At 67.7% G+C, this 18,062-nt stretch carries 16 protein-coding genes; 15 read left to right on the forward strand and 1 reads right to left on the reverse strand.

The window, feature by feature from the left end; all coding sequences use genetic code 11:
- Window positions 1–9: 9 nt before the first annotated feature.
- From rsmH to lpxC, 14 genes are all read left to right on the forward strand, one after another.
- Entirely contained in the window at window positions 10–975 is a 966-nt protein-coding gene (gene rsmH / locus V9K91_RS17005) for a 16S rRNA (cytosine(1402)-N(4))-methyltransferase RsmH (protein WP_249834325.1), read from the forward strand.
- Window positions 975–1,238 carry a cell division protein FtsL gene (gene ftsL / locus V9K91_RS17010; protein ID WP_068849221.1) on the forward strand — a complete coding sequence of 88 codons (264 nt, stop codon included), beginning with the start codon at window positions 975–977 and terminating at the stop codon, window positions 1,236–1,238. Before rsmH ends, ftsL begins: the two co-directional genes overlap by 1 nt.
- Window positions 1,235–3,082 carry a penicillin-binding transpeptidase domain-containing protein gene (locus V9K91_RS17015; protein ID WP_095364495.1) on the forward strand — a complete coding sequence of 616 codons (1,848 nt, stop codon included), beginning with the start codon at window positions 1,235–1,237 and terminating at the stop codon, window positions 3,080–3,082. Before ftsL ends, V9K91_RS17015 begins: the two co-directional genes overlap by 4 nt.
- Window positions 3,079–4,557 carry a UDP-N-acetylmuramoyl-L-alanyl-D-glutamate--2,6-diaminopimelate ligase gene (locus tag V9K91_RS17020; protein ID WP_093536093.1) on the forward strand — a complete coding sequence of 493 codons (1,479 nt, stop codon included), beginning with the start codon at window positions 3,079–3,081 and terminating at the stop codon, window positions 4,555–4,557. Before V9K91_RS17015 ends, V9K91_RS17020 begins: the two co-directional genes overlap by 4 nt.
- Window positions 4,554–5,948, forward strand: coding sequence for a UDP-N-acetylmuramoyl-tripeptide--D-alanyl-D-alanine ligase (murF, locus tag V9K91_RS17025; RefSeq protein WP_095364497.1), 1,395 nt, complete (start codon window positions 4,554–4,556; stop codon window positions 5,946–5,948). Before V9K91_RS17020 ends, murF begins: the two co-directional genes overlap by 4 nt.
- Window positions 5,938–7,023 (forward strand): phospho-N-acetylmuramoyl-pentapeptide-transferase, encoded by a 1,086-nt coding sequence (gene mraY / locus V9K91_RS17030; protein WP_068849228.1) that lies wholly within the window; start codon window positions 5,938–5,940, stop codon window positions 7,021–7,023. The genes murF and mraY overlap by 11 nt, the downstream gene beginning before the upstream one ends.
- Window positions 7,023–8,348 carry a putative lipid II flippase FtsW gene (gene ftsW / locus V9K91_RS17035; RefSeq protein WP_249833765.1) on the forward strand — a complete coding sequence of 442 codons (1,326 nt, stop codon included), beginning with the start codon at window positions 7,023–7,025 and terminating at the stop codon, window positions 8,346–8,348. Before mraY ends, ftsW begins: the two co-directional genes overlap by 1 nt.
- Window positions 8,345–9,430 carry an undecaprenyldiphospho-muramoylpentapeptide beta-N-acetylglucosaminyltransferase gene (murG, locus tag V9K91_RS17040; protein ID WP_210132014.1) on the forward strand — a complete coding sequence of 362 codons (1,086 nt, stop codon included), beginning with the start codon at window positions 8,345–8,347 and terminating at the stop codon, window positions 9,428–9,430. Before ftsW ends, murG begins: the two co-directional genes overlap by 4 nt.
- A 22-nt stretch (window positions 9,431–9,452) precedes the next feature.
- Complete coding sequence (gene murC, locus V9K91_RS17045; RefSeq protein WP_093536085.1) at window positions 9,453–10,889, forward strand: UDP-N-acetylmuramate--L-alanine ligase; 1,437 nt, start codon at window positions 9,453–9,455, stop codon at window positions 10,887–10,889.
- The gene (locus tag V9K91_RS17050) at window positions 10,886–11,869 is read left to right on the forward strand and encodes a D-alanine--D-alanine ligase (RefSeq protein ID WP_093536083.1); all 984 of its coding nucleotides are present in this window, start codon (window positions 10,886–10,888) and stop codon (window positions 11,867–11,869) included. Before murC ends, V9K91_RS17050 begins: the two co-directional genes overlap by 4 nt.
- Window positions 11,866–12,612, forward strand: a complete 747-nt coding sequence (locus tag V9K91_RS17055) for a cell division protein FtsQ/DivIB (RefSeq protein WP_093536081.1) — start codon at window positions 11,866–11,868, stop codon at window positions 12,610–12,612. Before V9K91_RS17050 ends, V9K91_RS17055 begins: the two co-directional genes overlap by 4 nt.
- The gene (ftsA, locus tag V9K91_RS17060) at window positions 12,609–13,844 is read left to right on the forward strand and encodes a cell division protein FtsA (protein ID WP_068849240.1); all 1,236 of its coding nucleotides are present in this window, start codon (window positions 12,609–12,611) and stop codon (window positions 13,842–13,844) included. The genes V9K91_RS17055 and ftsA overlap by 4 nt, the downstream gene beginning before the upstream one ends.
- Window positions 13,845–14,005: 161 nt before the next feature.
- Complete coding sequence (gene ftsZ, locus V9K91_RS17065; RefSeq protein WP_068849242.1) at window positions 14,006–15,232, forward strand: cell division protein FtsZ; 1,227 nt, start codon at window positions 14,006–14,008, stop codon at window positions 15,230–15,232.
- Window positions 15,233–15,405: 173 nt separating this feature from the next.
- Window positions 15,406–16,317, forward strand: coding sequence for a UDP-3-O-acyl-N-acetylglucosamine deacetylase (gene lpxC / locus V9K91_RS17070; protein WP_093536079.1), 912 nt, complete (start codon window positions 15,406–15,408; stop codon window positions 16,315–16,317).
- A 268-nt stretch (window positions 16,318–16,585) separates the two neighbouring features.
- Here the strand turns inward: lpxC and V9K91_RS17075 are convergent, their stop codons facing one another.
- The gene (locus tag V9K91_RS17075) at window positions 16,586–17,026 is read right to left on the reverse strand and encodes a DUF721 domain-containing protein (protein WP_083214065.1); all 441 of its coding nucleotides are present in this window, start codon (window positions 17,024–17,026) and stop codon (window positions 16,586–16,588) included.
- A 12-nt stretch (window positions 17,027–17,038) separates the two neighbouring features.
- Between V9K91_RS17075 and V9K91_RS17080 the strand changes: the two genes are divergently transcribed.
- Complete coding sequence (locus V9K91_RS17080) at window positions 17,039–17,989, forward strand: M23 family metallopeptidase (protein ID WP_093536077.1); 951 nt, start codon at window positions 17,039–17,041, stop codon at window positions 17,987–17,989.
- Window positions 17,990–18,062: the final 73 nt, after the last annotated feature.

Here is an 18,062-nt window from a genome sequence, read left to right on the forward strand (position 1 = left end):
GGTGCCCGGGTGCGCGGAGGCGCGCAGGCCGGTCACCTTCCGGTGTCGCAGTCGCCGGCGGGCCATCTGCCGGTGCTGTACACGCAGGTCCTGGACGGCCTGAGGGTGATCGAAAACGGAACGTATCTCGATGGCACGTTTGGTCGTGGCGGTCACGCCCGCGGCGTGCTCGAGCAACTCGGTCCTGGAGGCCGGCTGCTGGTCATGGACAAGGATCCGGAGGCAATCGCGGTAGCCGAGCGTGATTTCGCGCCGGACCCGCGCGTCTTGATCTTCCGTGGCAGTTTCGCCGACCTGCTGCACTGGAACGCAACCGCCGACGGCCTGGACGGGGTGCTGTTCGACCTCGGCGTGTCCTCGCCGCAGCTGGACGTGGCCGAGCGCGGTTTCAGCTTCGGCAAGGACGGCCCGCTGGACATGCGCATGGACCCGGACAGCGGCGAAAGCGCGGCGCAGTGGCTCAACCGTGTCGAAGAGCGCGAGCTGATGGATGTGCTGTGGACCTATGGCGAAGAACGCCAGGGGCGCCGCATCGCCCGGGCGATCATCGCCCGCCGCGACAAGCAGCCGTTCACCCGCACCGCCGAGCTGGCTGAACTGATCGCTTCGGTGATGCCGCGTGGCAAAGACAAGATCCACCCGGCCACGCGCAGCTTCCAGGCCATCCGCATCCACATCAACCGCGAACTGGCCGATCTTGAAGCTGGCCTGGACGCGGCGATGGCGCGCCTCAAGCCGGGTGGCCGGCTGGCGGTGATCAGCTTCCATTCGCTGGAAGACCGCATCGTCAAGCAGTTCATGAACCGCCACGCCAAGGCCCCGCCGACCAATCGCCGGTTGCCCGAGCTGGCGGCGTTCGTGCCGACGCTGGACCTGATCGGCGGCGCCATCAAGGCCGAAGACGACGAGCTGGCGGTCAACCCGCGCTCGCGCAGCGCCGTGCTGCGCGTGGCCGAAAAGCGCGGGGTGGCGTGATGAGCCGCCTGCTGCTGGTCGTGCTGCTGGCCTGCACCATCGCCTCGGCGATCGGGGTGGTGTTCATGCGCCACCGCCACCGGCAGACCTTCGTGGAGCTGTCGCGCGTGGAGCGTGCCCGCGACGAACTGAACATTGAATTCGGCCGCCTGCAGCTGGAACAGGCAACCCTGGCCGAAGCCACCCGCGTTGACCGCGTGGCCCGCGAGCGGCTGGGCATGAAGTTCCCCGAAGCGGCCGACGTCGTGGTGGTACGGCCATGAACAAGACCGGCCGCAACCGCACCCGCAACGCCTTCAACCTGCGCCAGCGCCTGAAGTGGGTCGGCCTGGCGCTGGGCCTGTGCTCGGTGTCGCTGGTCGGCCGCGCCGCCTACGTGCAGATCATCAACAGCGATTTCTACCAGCGCCAGGGCGAAGCCCGCTACCTGCGCGAGCTGCCCATCAACACCTCGCGCGGCATGATCACCGACCGCAACGGCGAACCGGTGGCGGTGTCCACCCCGGTTGCCTCGATCTGGGTCAACCCGCAGGAGCTGATGCGCTCGCCCGACCGCATTCCGGAACTGGCCACCGCGCTGGGCATGCCGCTGGACGAGCTGACCTCGAAGCTGAGCCAGAAGGCGGACAAGGAATTCATGTACCTGCGCCGCCGGATCAATCCCGACGACGCCGAGAAGGTGGTTGCCCTGAAGATCCCGGGCGTGGCCTCGCAGCGCGAGTTCCGCCGCTTCTACCCGCAGGGTGAAGCGATGGCGCACGTGCTCGGCTTCACCAACATCGACGACCGCGGCCAGGAAGGGCTGGAGCTGGCCTTCGACGAATGGCTGCGCGGCAAGGCCGGCGCCAAGCGGGTGATCCGCAACCGCAAGGGCGAGACCGTCGAAAGCGACCTGCTGCGCGCCGCCGAGCCGGGCAAGGACCTCACCCTGAGCATCGACCGCCGGATCCAGTTCCTGGCGTTCAAGGAACTGCGCAACGCGCTGATCGAGAACAAGGCCGCGGGCGGTTCGATGGTGATCATGGACGTGGCCACCGGCGAAGTGCTGGCCATGGTCAACCTGCCGACCTACAACCCCAATTCGGTGGGCGGCGCGGCGCCGGACACCCGCCGCAACCGCGCCGTGACCGACCTGGTCGAGCCGGGTTCGACCATGAAGCCGCTGACCATCGCCTCGGCGCTGCAGTCCGGCGTGGTGACCAAGGACACCACGGTCGACACCAACCCGGGCTACATGGCGATCGGCCGCTACACCATCAAGGACGTGCCGCGGAACAACGGCGTGCTCAACGTCACCGGCGTGATCACCCGCAGCTCGAACATCGGCGCGGCCAAGATCGCGGCCAAGATGCCCGACCAGGTGTTCTATGACCACGTCCACAGCTTCGGCTATGGCAGTGCCCCGCACAGCGGTTTCCCCGGCGAATCGGCGGGCGTGCTGCCGCGCCCGGCGCGCTGGAGCGGTTCGTCCAAGACCACCATGTCCTACGGCTATGGCCTGAATGTCACCCCGCTGCAGATCGCCACGGCGTACTCGGCGCTGGGCAACGGCGGCAAGCTGATCGCGCCGACCTTCGTCAAGGGCCAGCGCAACGAAGGCAAGCAGATCATCGACGAGAACATCGCCAAAGAGGTCGTGGCGATGATGGAAACGGTCGTCACCCAGGGCGGCGCCAAGCAGGCGGCGGTGCTGGGCTACCACGTGGCCGGCAAGACCGGTACCGCACGCAAGGCCGGCCCCGGCGGCTACGAGCGTGGCCACTACAACGCGCTGTTCGCCGGCGTGGTGCCGGCCAGCAACCCCCGCTTTGCCACGGTGATCGTCATCAACGACCCGCAGGCCGGCAAGTACTACGGCGGCCTGGTGTCCGCGCCGGTGTTCCACAACGTCATGGAAGGCGCGCTGCGCCTGATGGACGTGCCGCCGGACGACATCGATTCCTGGCTGGCGGCCCAGCAGTCCGGAAAGATGGGCCACGCCGCCTCCTCGCTGCCGACCCCGCCGCCGGCCGAGGCGGTCGTTGCCCCGGACGCCGCCGCTGAATTCGATGCCGCGCTGCCCAGCGCGCACGCCACGTTGCCGCCCGCGCAGGGAGGCACGCAATGAGCCAGATGATGTTGCTTTCGCAGTTGCTTCCCGATGTGGTGCTGAGCCACGACCCGTCCATCACCGGCCTGGTGCTCGACAGCCGCGCGGTGCGCCCCGGCAATGCCTTTGTCGCGATTGCCGGCTTCGGCGCGCACGGGCTGGGCTTTGTCGACCAGGCCCGCGCCGCCGGTGCGGCCGCGATCCTGTTCGAACCGCCGGCCCCGGCGGAGCTGCCGGCACCGGCCGATGCCATTGCCGTGCCGGGCCTGCGCACGCGCATGGGCGCCATGGCCGACCAGTTCCATGGCCAGCCCTCGCGCGCGATGACCATGGTCGGCGTGACCGGCACCAACGGAAAAACCTCCACCGTGCAGCTGCTGGCCCAGGCCTGGCACCTGCTCGGCACCGCCAGTGGCAGCATCGGCACCTTGGGCGTGGGTCTGTACGGCGATGTGGTGCCGACCGGCTTCACCACGCCGCTGGTGCTGCAGATGCATGAAGTGCTGGCGCAGCTGCGTGACCAGGGCGCCAGGGCGGTGGCCATGGAAGTGAGCTCGCATGCGCTCGACCAGGGCCGCGTGGATGCCGTGCACTACGACGTGGCGGTGTTCACCAACCTCACCCGCGACCATCTCGATTACCACGGCGACATGGCGCAGTACGGCGCGGCCAAGGCCAAGCTGTTCCACCGTGCCGGCCTGAAGGCCGCGGTGGTGAACCTGGATGACAGCTTCGGCAGCGAACTGCTGCGCACGGTCGATGCCGGCGTCGCCCGGATCGGGGTCAGCTCGCGCGGTGCGCAGCAGGCCACGCTGCGCGCCGACTCGCTCAAGCTCGATGGCCGTGGCATCGCCTTCGACCTGGTGGTCGACGGTGCACGCCACCCGGTGCAGTCGCCGCTGCTGGGCCGCTTCAACGTGGACAACCTGCTGGCCGTGGCCGGTGTGCTGCATGCGCTGGGCCATGCCCCCGAGGCGATCGCCGCGCTGGTGTCGCAGCTGCAGCCGATCGCCGGGCGCATGAACCGCCTCGGCGGCGAACGCGGCCTGCCGACCGTGGTGGTCGATTACGCGCATACCCCCGATGCATTGGAGCAGGCCCTGCAGAGCCTGCAGGGCCACCTGCAGGGCAGGCTGTTCTGCGTGTTCGGCTGCGGCGGCGAACGCGACGCGGGCAAGCGCCCGCAGATGGCGGCCATCGCCGAACGCCTGGCCCAGCAGGTGATCGTCACCGACGACAATCCGCGCGGCGAGGATGGTGACGCCATCGTCGCCGACATCCTGGCTGGTTTCACTGCCCCCGACGCGGTCACCGTGCAGCGCAACCGCGCGCGCGCGATCGGCCTGGCGGTGAAGCTGGCCGGCCCTGGCGACATCGTGCTGCTGGCCGGCAAGGGCCATGAGCCCTATCAGGAAGTGCGCGGGGTCAAGCACGACTTCGACGACACCCTGGTGGCCGCTGCCGCGCTCAGCGCCAAGGAGGCCATCCTGTGAAGCGCACGCCGCTCTCGCTGATCGCCCATTGGGCCGGGGGTGACATCCATGGCGATGACACCGCCATCGACGCCATCAGCAACGACACCCGCACGTTGGCGCCGGGCAGCCTGTACGTGGCACTGCGTGGCGAGCGCTTCGACGGCCATGATTTCGCTGCCGACGCGGTCGCCCGTGGCGCCAGCGCGATGCTGGTCGAACGCCTGCTCGACGTGGCCGTGCCGCAGATCGTGGTCGGCGACAGCGAGCATGCGCTTGGCCGGATCGCGGCCGGCATGCAGCGCGACCGCGCCGCACGCGTGTTCGCCATCACCGGCAGCAACGGCAAGACCAGCGTCAAGAGCCTGCTGCTGGCGATCCTGCAGCAGGTCGCGCGCGAGCAGCGCGCGGTGGTGTATGCCAACCCCGGCAACCGCAACAACGAGATCGGCCTGCCGCTGGCGGTGATCGATGCGCCGGAAGATGCCGATTACGCCATCTACGAGATGGGCGCCGGCAAGCCGGGTGACATCGCCTACCTCACCGACATCGCGCGCCCGCAGTACGCGCTGGTCAACAACATCGCCCCGGCCCACCTGGAGCGGATGGGCAGCCTGCAGGGCGTGGCCAGCACCAAGGGCGCCATCTACGCCGCACTGCCGGCCGATGGCGTAGCGGTGATCAATGCCGATGACGCCTTCGGCATCTGGTTTGAACAGCACATCGTCGGCCAGCCGCCGCGCAGCCGCGTGCTGCGTTATGGCCTGGACCACAGCGCAGACGTGACCGCCCAGGACATCCGCGCGACCGCCGACGGCAGCCGGTTCCTACTGGTCAGCCCGGCCGGCAGCGTGGATATCGCCTTGGCGCTGCCGGGCCGCCACAACGTCAGCAACGCCTTGGCCGCCGCATCGCTGGCGCTGGCGGCGGGTATCGGCCTGGATTCGATTGCTGCCGGCCTGGCCCGCGCCGAACCGGTACCCGGCCGCCAGATCGCGCACCGGCTGCCCAATGGCGCCGTGCTGATCGATGACAGCTACAACGCCAACCCCGGTTCGCTGGCCGCTGCCATCGATGCGCTGGCCGCGTCGAAGGACGAGGCCTGGCTGGTGCTGGGTGACATGCGCGAACTCGGCCCGGATGGCGAGGCACTGCATGCGCAGGCCGGGCGCCGTGCCCGCGATGCCGGCCTGAAGCGGCTGTACACGCTGGGCACGCTGAGCGCGGCGGCATCGCAGGCGTTCGGCGACGGTGGCCGTCATTTCCAGAGCCACGACGCGCTGGCTGCCGCGCTGGCCGACGAACTGCATGCTGGCGTGCGCTGCCTGGTCAAGGGCTCGCGCGGCAGCGCCATGGACAAGATTGTAAAAGCGCTGTTGGCGCGAGGAGAGGAAACCCCCCATGTTGCTTGAACTGGCCCGATGGTTGCAGCAGTTGGAGAGCCTGTTCGGGCTGTTCGGCTACCTGACTCTGCGAGGCATCCTGGCCGCGCTTACCGCGCTGTTCCTGTCGCTGTGGCTGGGCCCGGCGATGATCCGCAAGCTGGCCCAGTTCAAGGGCGGCCAGCCGATCCGTACCGACGGCCCGCAGACCCACTTCTCCAAGGCCGGCACGCCGACCATGGGCGGTTCGCTGATCCTGCTCACCATCACCCTGTCGGTGCTGCTGTGGGCCGACCTGCGCAACCGCTACGTGTGGGTGGTGCTGGCGGTGATGCTGTGCTTCGGCGCCATCGGCTGGTACGACGACTGGATCAAGATCGTGCGCCGCGACCCGAACGGCCTGAAGTCGCGCTGGAAGTACCTGCTGCAGTCGATCTTCGGCCTGGCCGCCGGCCTGTTCCTGTTCTACACCGCCGACGTGCCGGCCGCGCTGACCTTCTACATCCCGATGTTCAAGTCGGTGGCGCTGCCGCTGGCGGGCATCAGCTTCGTGGCCATTGCCTACTTCTGGATCGTCGGCTTCTCCAACGCGGTCAACCTGACCGACGGCCTGGATGGGTTGGCGATCATGCCCACGGTGCTGGTGGCCTGCGCGCTGGGCGTGTTCGCCTATGCCTCGGGCAACGTGGTGTTCTCCAACTACCTGCAGATCCCGCAGATCCCCGGGGCGGGCGAACTGGTGATCATCTGCGCGGCGATCGCCGGCGCGGGCCTGGGCTTCCTGTGGTTCAACACCTACCCGGCCATGGTGTTCATGGGCGACATCGGCGCGCTGGCGCTGGGCGCGGTGCTGGGTACCATCGCGGTGATCACCCGCCAGGAACTGGTGCTGGTGATCATGGGCGGCGTGTTCGTGATTGAAACGCTGTCGGTGATGATCCAGGTCGCCTCGTTCAAGCTGACCGGCAAGCGCGTGTTCCGCATGGCGCCGATCCACCACCACTTCGAACTCAAGGGCTGGCCGGAGCCGCGCGTGATCGTGCGCTTCTGGATCATCTCGGTGGTGCTGGTGCTGATCGGCCTGGCCACGTTGAAGGTCCGCTGATGAACGACCTGTCGCGCCAGGCAACCCGCCTTGAAGCCATCGGAGGCCACTTCGACAAGTGGCTGCTGGGCGCGATCATCACGCTCACCGGGCTGGGCGTGGTGATGGTCGCGTCGAGCTCGATCGCCCTGATGAGCAGCCCGTTCTACTACCTCAACCGCCATCTGATCTTCCTGGCGGTGGGCATCGTGCTGGCCGCGCTGGCCATGCGCACCGAGCTCAAGAGCATCGAGCAGTACAACCAGATGCTGCTGCTGGGCTGCTTCGCGCTGCTGGTGGTGGTGTTCATTCCCGGCCTGGGCAGCAGCGTCAACGGCGCCCGGCGCTGGATCAACCTCGGTTTCTCCAAGTTCCAGACCGTCGAAGCAGTGAAGGTGCTCTACATCGTGTGGCTGTCCAGCTACCTGGTGCGCTTCCGTGACGAGGTCAACGCGACCTGGCCGGCGATGCTCAAGCCGCTGGGCGTGGCCGGCGCGCTGGTGGTGCTGCTGCTGCTGCAGCCCGACTTCGGTTCCTCCACCCTGCTGCTGGCGATCACCGCCGGCATGCTGGTGCTGGGCGGGGTGAACCTGCCGCGCATGTCGATGCCGATCGTGTTCGGCCTGGTGGCGATGAGCGCGCTGGCGATCATCGAACCGTACCGCATGCGCCGCATCACCTCGTTCTGGGACCCGTGGGCCGACCAGCAGGGCGACGGCTACCAGCTGTCCAACGCGCTGATGGCGGTGGGCCGTGGCGAGTGGACCGGCGTGGGCCTGGGCAATTCGGTGCAGAAGCTGTACTACCTGCCGGAAGCACACACCGACTTCATCTTCTCGGTCACCGCCGAAGAACTGGGGTTCGTCGGCACCTGCCTGATCGTGGCGCTGTACGCGCTGCTGGCCGGCCGCGCGTTCTGGATCGGCATGCGCTGCGTGGAAATGAAGCGGCACTTCTCCGGCTACATCGCCTTCGGCATCGGCCTGTGGGTGAGCATGCAGAGTTTCGTCTCGATCGGCGTGAACCTGGGCATCCTGCCGACCAAGGGCCTGACCCTGCCGCTGATTTCGTCTGGCGGTTCGAGCATCCTGATGACCTGCGTGGCGATGGGCCTGCTGCTGCGCGTGTCCTACGAACTGGACCGTGCCGAGCGCCGCCAGGCCGTGCGCATGGGCGCGGCAGAACTGGATGATGCCGCGCCGGTTGATGCGCCGGCCCGTGCCAGCGCCGTGGCCGCTGCCATGCAGGAAAGCAATGCACGTGCTTCCGCGCAGCGCGACAGCGCCCCGCGTGGGACCAGCCGCATGCAGCAGCGGATCGAGCCGACCCTGGGGAGGATGGGATGAACGCCCAGCATTCCCCGCGTCCGGTGATGATCATGGCCGGCGGTACCGGTGGCCACATCTTCCCCGGCCTGGCCGTGGCCAAGGTGCTTCGCGAACGTGGCATTCCAGTGACCTGGCTGGGCAGCATCGGCGGCATGGAAACGCGCCTGGTGCCGCAGCACGACATTCATATCGACACGCTGGCGATCAGCGGCCTGCGTGGCAAGGGCAAGCTGGCGCTGCTGACCGCGCCTGGCCGCCTGCTGCGCGCCGTGCGCTCGGCCGGCTTCCTGATCCGCGACCGCCAGCCGCGCGCGGTGATCGCCTTCGGCGGCTTCGCCTCCGGTCCCGGGGGCCTGGCCGCACGCCTGCACGGCCTGCCGCTGCTGGTGCACGAACAGAACCGCGCGCCGGGCCTGACCAACCGCGTGCTGTCGCGCTTCGCACGCCGCGTGCTGACCGGGTTCCCGGGCAGCTTCGCCCAGCGCGAAGAAGCGGTCGGTAACCCGGTGCGGGCCGAGATTGCCGCCATTGCCGGACCCGAACAGCGCCTCGCCGGTCGCGAAGGCCCGCTGCGGGTGCTGGTGCTCGGTGGCAGCCAAGGTGCGCGTGCCCTCAACAACGCCGTGCCCCAGGCACTCGCCGCACTGGCCGGCCGCATCGCCGTCGACGTGCGCCACCAGAGCGGTGAAAAGCTGCACGCCGAAGCGCTGCAGGCGTACCAGGATGCAGGTGTCACTGCGCGCGTCGAGCCGTTCATCGCCGACATGGCCGAAGCGTTCGCCTGGGCCGACCTGGTGGTCTGCCGCTCCGGCGCGTCCACCCTGGCCGAGCTGTGCGCGGTCGGCGTGGGCAGCGTGCTGGTGCCGTTCGCGGCGGCCGTCGACGATCACCAGACCCGCAACGCGGAGTACCTGGTCGAACGTGGTGCGGCCGTGTTGCTGAAGCAGGACGAAACGCTGGCCACGCGCCTGCAGGACGTACTGCGCGATCTGTCCGAAAATTCCGCCCGCCGCATGCAGATGGCAACCGCCGCGCGTGCCCTGGCCAAGGTCGATGCCGCCGAGCGCATCGCCGACATCATTCTCGAGGAATCCAAATGAACACCGTTACGCGAGGCCGCGCATGATCCGCCGCCTGCACGACACCAATGACCTCGTGCGCGCCTTCCCGCGCGTGCACTTCGTCGGCATCGGTGGCACCGGCATGAGCGGCATCGCCGAAGTGATGCTGACGCTGGGGTATGAGGTGTCCGGTTCGGACAATGCCGACAACGCCGCTACCCGTCGCCTGGCAGGGCTGGGCGCGCGCGTGATGCGCGGCCATTCGGCCGCCAATGTGCTGGGCACCGACTGCGTGGTGGTGTCCAGCGCGATCCGCGAGGACAACCCCGAACTGATGGAAGCGCGCAGCCAGCGCATTCCGATCATGCCGCGCGCGGCCATGCTGGCCGAACTGATGCGCTTCCGCCGCGGCATCGCCGTGGCCGGCACGCACGGGAAGACCACCACCACCAGCCTGACCGCGGCGGTGCTGAGCGAAGGCGGGCTGGACCCGACGTTCGTGATCGGTGGCCAGCTGCTGGCCGCCGGTGCCAACGCCAAGCTTGGCAGTGGCCAGTGGCTGGTGGCCGAAGCCGACGAAAGCGATGGCAGCTTCCTGCGCCTGAATCCGCTGGTGTCGGTGATCACCAACATTGATGCGGACCACCTGGAGAACTACGGCAACGACTTCTCCCGCGTGCAGGCCGCCTTTGCCGAATTCCTGCAGCGCCTGCCGTTCTATGGGCTGGCGGTGCTGTGCATCGACGACCCGGAAGTGGCCGCGCTGGCCGCACAGACCCCGCGCCATGTCATGAGCTACGGCATGAGCAGCAATGCGGACGTGCGTGCCGAAGACGTGGTCCAGGATGGGCCGCGCATGCGCTTCACCCTGCGTCTGCCCGAAGGCAGCAGCTACCCGGTGACCCTGGCGCTGCCGGGCGCGCACAACGTGCTCAACGCGCTGGCCGCCGCTGCGGTGGGCTGGCAGCTGGGCGTGGCCCCGGATGCGATCGCCCGCGCGCTGGAAAGCTTCGCCGGCATCGGTCGCCGCTTCAACGACCTGGGCATCGTCACCACCCGCACCGGTGCCAAGGTGCGCGTGATCGACGACTACGGCCATCACCCTCGTGAGCTGGCTGCGGTGTTCGCCGCCGCGCGTGGCGGCTGGCCGTCGCAGCGCCTGGTGGTGGCGTTCCAGCCGCACCGCTACAGCCGTACCCGTGACCAGTTCGACGCGTTCGCCGCGGTGCTGTCCGAAGTGGACGCCCTGGTGCTGAGCGAGGTCTACCCGGCCGGCGAAGCGCCGATTCCCGGTGCCGATTCGCGCTCGCTGGCCCGCGCCATCCGCGCGCGCGGCCGCAGCGAACCGGTCGTGGTCGGCCAGGCGGCCGAACTGCAGCACGTGCTGCCTGACGTGCTGCAGGACGGCGACCTGCTGCTGATGATGGGCGCGGGCGACATCGGCCACGTTGCCCACCTGGTCGCCACCGATGGCTTCAACGAGGCACCCGCCGCATGAGCACGCTGACCTTCCCGCCGCTGCGCACCACCGACCCGGCCGTGTTCGGCCGCGTTGCCGTGCTGCTGGGCGGCACCTCCAGCGAACGCGAAGTGTCGCTGGATTCCGGCCGCAACGTGATCGAGGCGCTGCGCGCGCGCGGTGTCAACGCCACCGCGGTGGACGGCATTCCGGCCCTGGCCCTGGCGCTGGTGGAAAAGCGCTTCGACCGCGTCTTCAACATCCTGCACGGCCACAACGGCGGCGGTGAGGACGGCATCGTGCAGGGGCTGATGGAAGCCTTCGGCGTGCCGTACACCGGTTCGGACGTGCTCGGTTCGGCGCTGGGCATGGACAAGATCCGCACCAAGCAGGTGTGGCTGTCGCTGGGCCTGCCGACCCCGCAGTACCGGAAGGTGGACAGCACCAATGTCCATGCGCTGGCAGCCGAACTCGGCCTGCCGGTGGTGGTCAAGCCGGCCAACGAAGGCTCCAGCGTCGGCATCAGCCGGGTCACCGACGAGGCTGGCCTGGATGAGGCGGTCGCACTGGCGGCCCGCTACGACGGCCAGCTGCTGATGGAGCAGATGGTGGTCGGCGACGAACTCACCGTGGGCATCCTCGGCGACCAGGCGCTGCCGTCGATCCGCATCGTGCCCAAGGGCCAGTGGTACGACTACAACGCCAAGTACATTGCGGAAGACACCCAGTACCTCTGCCCGGGCCTGGAAGGCGACGACGAAGCGGAGATCCGCCGGATCGCGCTGGCTGCGTTCCGCGCCGCCGGCTGCCGTGGCTGGGGTCGCGTTGACGTGATGCGCGACCGCAACAGCGGCGCGTTCTACCTGCTCGAAGTGAACACCGCGCCGGGCATGACCAGCCATTCGCTGGTGCCCAAGGCGGCTGGCCAGGCCGGCATCGGGTTCGAAGAGCTGGTCTGGCGCGTGCTGGAACAGACGTTGCCGCAAGGCTTCGGCACCTCGGAGGCCACCTACGCATGAATGCGGTGCTGCGCATCTTCGTCTGGTTGCTGGCCCTGTCGCTGGTAGCGCTGCCCGTGGTGGCGGTGCTCAACGGCTGGGTCGGTGCCGAACGCTGGCCGTTGGCCAAGCTGCGCGTGCACGGTGAATTCAAGCGGGTGCCCGCCGAGCAGCTGCAGCAGGTGGTGCTGCCGTATGCGAAGTCCGGCTTCTTCGCGGTAAAGCTGCAGGACGCGCAGGACGCCATCGAAAAGCTGCCATGGGTGGAAAGCGCGCAGGTGCGCAAGCAGTGGCCCGACGTGCTGGAAATCACCCTGGTCGAGCACAAGCCGTTCGCGCGCTGGGGCAAGGACCGGCTGCTGTCCGAGCAGGGCAAGCTGTTCGCCACCCCGCAGAAGCTGCAGGACCTGGCATTGCCGGACCTTGATGGCCCGGACACGCAGACCGAAGAAGTGGTGGCGCTGTACAACGACGCACGCGCGCTGTTCGCGCCGGCCGGGGTGGATGTCACCCGGGTCAGCATGGATGCGCGCGGCAGCTGGTCGCTGCAGCTGAGCAACGGCACCGAAGTGGTGGTCGGCCGCGATGACGCGCGCTCGCGCCTGCAGCGCTTCGTGCGCGTGCTGCCGCAGCTGGCCAACCAGCAGTCGCCGATCGAACGCGCCGACCTCCGTTATACCAATGGTTTCACGCTGAGCTGGGGTACTCCCCCGGCCCCGGCCGCGCCGGCCAATGTGGCGCAACGCACGCAGGACAGGACATGAATCGCAAGGGTGACAAATCGCTGATCGTCGGGCTCGATATCGGCACCTCCAAGGTGGTGGCGCTGGTCGGCGAGTACTCGCCGGGCAATCCCATCGAGGTGATCGGCATCGGTTCGCATGAGTCGCGCGGCCTCAAGCGCGGCGTGGTGGTGGACATCGAATCGACCGTGCAGTCGATCCAGCGCGCGGTCGAAGAGGCCGAGCTGATGGCCGGCTGCGAGATCCGCTCGGTGTATGCCTCCATCTCCGGCAACCATGTGCAGTGCAAGAACTCGCCGGGGATCGTGCCGATCCGCGACGGTGAAGTGACCTGGGGCGACCTGGACCGCGTGCTCGACGCGGCCAAGGCCGTGGCGATCCCGGCCGACCAGAAGATCCTGCACGCGATCCCGCGCGAATACGTGCTGGACGATTCGCAGGAAGGCATCCGCAACCCGGTCGGCATGACCGGCGTGCGCCTGGAGGTGCATGCGCACCTGGTGGTATGCGCGCAGTCGGCCGCGGCCAACATCAGCAAGTGCGTGCAGCGCTGCGGCCTGCAGGTGGATGACCTGGTCCTGTCCTCGCTGGCCTCCAGCGTGGCCGTGCTGACCGCCGACGAGCGCGAACTGGGCGTGGTGCTGGTCGACATGGGCGCCGGCACCACCGACCTGGCCGTGTTCGTGCAGGGCGCGATCTGCCACACCGCCTCGCTGCCGATCGCCGGCGACCACGTCACCAATGACATCGCGCACATGCTGCGCACCCCGACCCCGGAAGCCGAGCAGATCAAGGTGCGCTACGCGTGCGCGCTGGCCCAGCTGGCCACCGCCGAGGAAAGCATCCAGGTGCCCAGCGTGGGCGACCGTCCGCCGCGCCGCATGCCGCGCCACGCGCTGGCGCAGGCAGTGCAGGGCCGTTACGAGGAAATCTTCGAGATGGTGCAGGCCGAACTGCGCCGTTCCGGCTTCGAGGAACTGGTACGCGCCGGCATGGTGCTCACCGGCGGTGCCTCGAAGATGGAAGGCGTGGTCGAACTGGCCGAGGAAATGCTGCAGATGCCGGTACGCGTAGGCATTCCGCAGCATGTCACGGGGCTGGGCGAAGTGGTCGGCAACCCGGTGCATGCCACCGGCGTGGGCCTGCTGCTGATGGGCAGCCAGATCGAACACCCGCGCCGCCCGTCGCTGCCCACCGGGCGCGCAGGCAGCATGTTCAACAAATTGAAAACCTGGTTCCGCGGCGAATTCTGACGCGGCACCACAACGCGGCAACGCGTGTTCCAAACCGGCCCCCGCCGGCGCAACAGAAAAGCAACACACAACCCACACAGCCGCAACGGCAACATGCAGCGCGAAGGCAGGACGCCAACACGCCCATGCCAACCACAAGCGGATACAACGAGGACACGGACATGGCGCATTTCGAACTGATTGAGAAGATGGCACCCAATGCGGTGATCAAGGTGATCGGCGTGGGCGGCGGCGGCGGCAACGCCGTGGCGCACATGGTCAGCACCAGCGTGGACGGCGTGGAATTCATCACCGCCAACACCGACTCGCAGGCCATCAAGAATTGCGGTGCCAAGCTGCAGCTGCAGCTGGGTACCAACGTCACCAAGGGCCTGGGCGCAGGCGCGAATCCGGAAGTGGGCCGCCAGGCCGCGCTGGAAGACCGCGAACGCATCATGGACGCCCTGCAGGGTGCGGACATGGTGTTCATCACCGCCGGCATGGGCGGCGGCACCGGCACCGGCGCTGCACCGGTGGTGGCACAGCTGGCCAAGGAGATGGGCATCCTGACCGTCGCCGTGGTCACCAAGCCGTTCCCGTTCGAAGGCCGCCGCCGCATGCAGGTCGCGCTGAAGGGCATCGAGGAACTGAGCCAGCACTGCGACTCGCTGATCACGATCCCGAACGAAAAGCTGATCACCGTGCTGGGCCGCAACGCCACCATGATCCAGGCCTTCCGTGCCGCCAACGACGTCCTTCAGGGCGCCGTGCAGGGCATCGCCGACCTGATCGTGCGCCCGGGCCTGATCAACGTCGACTTCGCCGACGTGCGCACCGTCATGTCCGAAATGGGCCTGGCGATGATGGGTACCGGCACCGCCCGTGGCGATGACCGCGCCCAGGCCGCCGCCGAAGCCGCCATCCAGAACCCGCTGCTGGACGATGTGAACCTGGCCGGTGCCAATGGCATCCTGGTCAACATCACCGCCGGCGCCGACTTCACCATGGCAGAGTTCGACGAGATCGGCCGTACCATCGATGGCTTCGCCTCCGAAGACGCCACCGTGGTGGTGGGTACCGTGCTGGATCCGGACATGCAGGACGAAGTCCGCGTCACCGTGGTTGCGACCGGCCTGAACCGTGCCGTGGCCGCCAAGTCCCAGCGTCCGGGCGAGCGCGCGCCGATCAAGCTGGTCCGCAACGCCACCACCGGCCAGCCGGAATTCGGTGATTTCGACAACGGCGGCGACGCTGTCTCCAAGGCCGTCGGCGGCATGGGCCTGGGCCTGCGCCGTCCGAGCGCCGACACCGTGGCCCCGTCCGCACCGTCGGCCTCGGGTCCGGCCGCGGCTGAGCTGCCCAACGATTACCTGGACATCCCGGCGTTCCTGCGCCGCCAGGCGGACTGAGGAACGCGGCCGGGGTCTTGTCCTCCCCGGTAAGCGCCTCCATGTCCCTTGCTGCCGGGCCAGGATAGGCCCGGCAGTCTGCCGCCCCCGGTTCAGAAAGGAGCGGTGGTAGTGCGTGTTATTCTTGTTTGTCACTGTCGCGTTGACTGCGCGCTTTCCCCCGGCTGGCCCCCATGATTCCGCAACGCACCCTCAAGAACACGATCCGCGCCACCGGCGTTGGCCTGCACAGCGGTGACAAGGTCTACATGACCCTGCGCCCGGCACCGGTCAACCATGGCATCGTGTTCCGTCGCGTGGACCTGGACCCTGTGGTGGAAGTGCCGGCCCGTGCCGACCTGGTCACCGAAGTAACCCTGTGCACCGGGCTGACCTGCAACGACGCCAAGATCCAGACCGTCGAACACCTGATGTCGGCCCTGGCCGGCCTGGGTGTGGACAACATCATCGTGGAACTGTCCTCGGCCGAGCTGCCGATCATGGACGGTTCCTCGGGCCCGTTCGTGTTCCTGCTGCAGTCGGCGGGCATCGCCGAACAGGACGCGCCCAAGCGTTTCATCCGCATTCTCAAGACCGTGGAAGTCACCGAAGGCGACAAGGTCGCCCGCTTCGAGCCGTATGAAGGCTACAAGCTCGGTTTCACGATCCAGTTCGACCATCCGATGATCCCGGCCAAGCAGTCGCGCGCCGAGATCGAGTTCTCCACCGCCGCCTACACCAAGGAAATCTCCCGCGCGCGCACCTTCGGGTTCATGCGTGATCTGGAGTACATGCGCGAGCGCAACCTGGGCCTGGGCGGTTCGATGGACAACGCCATCGTGCTCGACGAATTCCGCGTGCTCAACGACGACGGCCTGCGTTACGCCGACGAATTCGTGCGCCACAAGATCCTCGACGCGATCGGTGACCTGTATCTGGCTGGCGGCCAGGTGCTGGGCGCCTACGAGGGCTTCAAGTCCGGCCACGCGCTCAACAACAAGCTGGTGCGGGCCCTGCTGGCCGATGCCAGCGCCTGGGAATGGGTGAGCTATGACGCACCCAGCAGCGCAGTGCCGGTCGTCTACAGCGTCCCCGCATACGCATAACTAGTTGAAATTATTGAAAAAGAACGGCGCCATGGGCGCCGTTCGTCGTTTTCGGCGGTGTGCGCGGCGTGACGTTGACGTCAATGAACCGTGTACGTACCTGGGTCACGTTTTTGTGAACCCGATCCGGTTTCGAGCTGAATTTAACGAACTTTTAATAAAAGACTAACGACTCGACGACCCAGCACGGCTACGATGGCCGCCGGCTCCCAACCAGATTCACGTGATCGTGACGACGGTAGGGAAGGGGCGGGATGCCCCGATGGCTTCAGGACCTGGTCGAATCCACGTCCTTTAGACAGGCCAACGCGTCGCGTAGCCCTTTGTGCGTGGCGGCTGAAACTGCGTGGGGGCCATTCCTGTTATCGATCGCTGGGGAGCGTGGAGGAGCGGCAGCCGCGGTTTTGACGGTCACCTTGGTGACCTTCAGCCCGATGGACCGGGCCGCGTCGATCAACTGAGCCTCGGCAAGCCGCACTTTGGCGTGCCAGACAGGGGATTCGACGAGAAAAACGAGGTGTTCGCCGTTCACATTCGCCAACCGGCAACGGGTGGCCAGGGTGGGCGGCAAATGGGGGCGCAACTGACGGTCCAGCGCATCGAGCCACAGGGCACGACGCAGCGGATTGCCAGCTTTGTCACCCATGACTGCATCCAGCGCCGGCTTCGGCGTTGACGCAGGACGGGCACTGGATTTCGGCTCAGACATGAAAACTCACTGATGGCATTCAAAAAGATCGTAATCAAAACGCGTGAAGGACAGGCCAAGACGCCGCTGGCGCGTTTGCGTTTCTACTTCGAGGACAGGCCCCGCGCCCTGCTGGGCAGCGTACTCGGGCTGGGCTGCCTGATCGGCTTCGGTGCCGGTCTGGGTGGCAGCATGTTCAACGATTCCCGGCTCCACGCCAAGGTCGCCCAGCAGGAACGCGACCTGGCGCAGGCCCGCAAGGACGCCCAGACCCAGGTCAACGCCCTGGCCGCCCGCATGGGTGAGCTGCAGGCGCAGGCGACCCGGCTCAATGCGCTGGGCGAACGGCTCACCCAGATGGGCAAGCTGGAAGACGGCGAGTTCGACTTCAACGAGACCCCCGGCCTCGGTGAAGGCGAGCCTGGCCCGACCCAGGACATCCCGGTCAGCGCGGTCAACGCCGACTTACAGGTGCTGGAGCAGCGCTTCGCTGCTTCAGGCCGCCAGTTGTCGGTGATGGAATCGCTGATGTTCGACCACCAGCTGGAGCAGGACGCCGTGCCGGGTCGCATGCCGATCCGCAACAGCTACATCACCTCCAGCTTTGGTGGTCGCAACGACCCGTTCGGTCGCGGTCGCGGCAACCACAAGGGCATCGACTTCCATGCCAAGGTCGGTGACCCGGTCATGGCCGTGGCCGATGGCGTGGTCAGCTTCGCCGGCGTGAAGGGCGGCTACGGCAACGTGGTCGACGTGGACCACGGCAACGGCTACGTGACCCGCTACGCGCACAATTCGCGCCTGTCGGTGAAGCCGGGCGACCTGGTGCGGGCCGGCCAGGAAGTGGCCAAGGCCGGTTCCACGGGGCGTTCCACCGGTGCCCATGTGCACTTCGAGGTCTGGGAACGCGGCCAGGTGGTCAACCCGCGCAAGTTCCTGGGCGATGGCGGCAACACCCCGGTCGGGCGGGTTTCCCGCGGCTGAGGGCGCCATCTGGCGGATCGCGGGCGCTTGAAACCAAGTGCCCTCGTCCCAAGCTACAATGGGTGTTGCCATA

Origin of the sequence: Stenotrophomonas sp. CCNWLW57, assembly GCF_037203925.1 — a bacterium.
Taxonomy (GTDB): Bacteria; Pseudomonadota; Gammaproteobacteria; order Xanthomonadales; family Xanthomonadaceae; genus Stenotrophomonas; species Stenotrophomonas rhizophila_A.

Coding starts and splice junctions, on each gene's coding strand:
- ftsZ (WP_068849242.1), top strand. CDS start 14,006: ATGGCGCATTTCGAACTGATTGAGAAGATGGCACCCAATGCGGTGATC.
- V9K91_RS17055 (WP_093536081.1), top strand. CDS start 11,866: ATGAATGCGGTGCTGCGCATCTTCGTCTGGTTGCTGGCCCTGTCGCTG.
- ftsA (WP_068849240.1), top strand. CDS start 12,609: ATGAATCGCAAGGGTGACAAATCGCTGATCGTCGGGCTCGATATCGGC.
- ftsW (WP_249833765.1), top strand. CDS start 7,023: ATGAACGACCTGTCGCGCCAGGCAACCCGCCTTGAAGCCATCGGAGGC.
- V9K91_RS17050 (WP_093536083.1), top strand. CDS start 10,886: ATGAGCACGCTGACCTTCCCGCCGCTGCGCACCACCGACCCGGCCGTG.
- ftsL (WP_068849221.1), top strand. CDS start 975: ATGAGCCGCCTGCTGCTGGTCGTGCTGCTGGCCTGCACCATCGCCTCG.
- lpxC (WP_093536079.1), top strand. CDS start 15,406: ATGATTCCGCAACGCACCCTCAAGAACACGATCCGCGCCACCGGCGTT.
- V9K91_RS17015 (WP_095364495.1), top strand. CDS start 1,235: ATGAACAAGACCGGCCGCAACCGCACCCGCAACGCCTTCAACCTGCGC.
- mraY (WP_068849228.1), top strand. CDS start 5,938: ATGTTGCTTGAACTGGCCCGATGGTTGCAGCAGTTGGAGAGCCTGTTC.
- V9K91_RS17020 (WP_093536093.1), top strand. CDS start 3,079: ATGAGCCAGATGATGTTGCTTTCGCAGTTGCTTCCCGATGTGGTGCTG.
- V9K91_RS17075 (WP_083214065.1), bottom strand. CDS start 17,026: ATGTCTGAGCCGAAATCCAGTGCCCGTCCTGCGTCAACGCCGAAGCCG.
- V9K91_RS17080 (WP_093536077.1), top strand. CDS start 17,039: ATGGCATTCAAAAAGATCGTAATCAAAACGCGTGAAGGACAGGCCAAG.
- murG (WP_210132014.1), top strand. CDS start 8,345: ATGAACGCCCAGCATTCCCCGCGTCCGGTGATGATCATGGCCGGCGGT.
- murC (WP_093536085.1), top strand. CDS start 9,453: ATGATCCGCCGCCTGCACGACACCAATGACCTCGTGCGCGCCTTCCCG.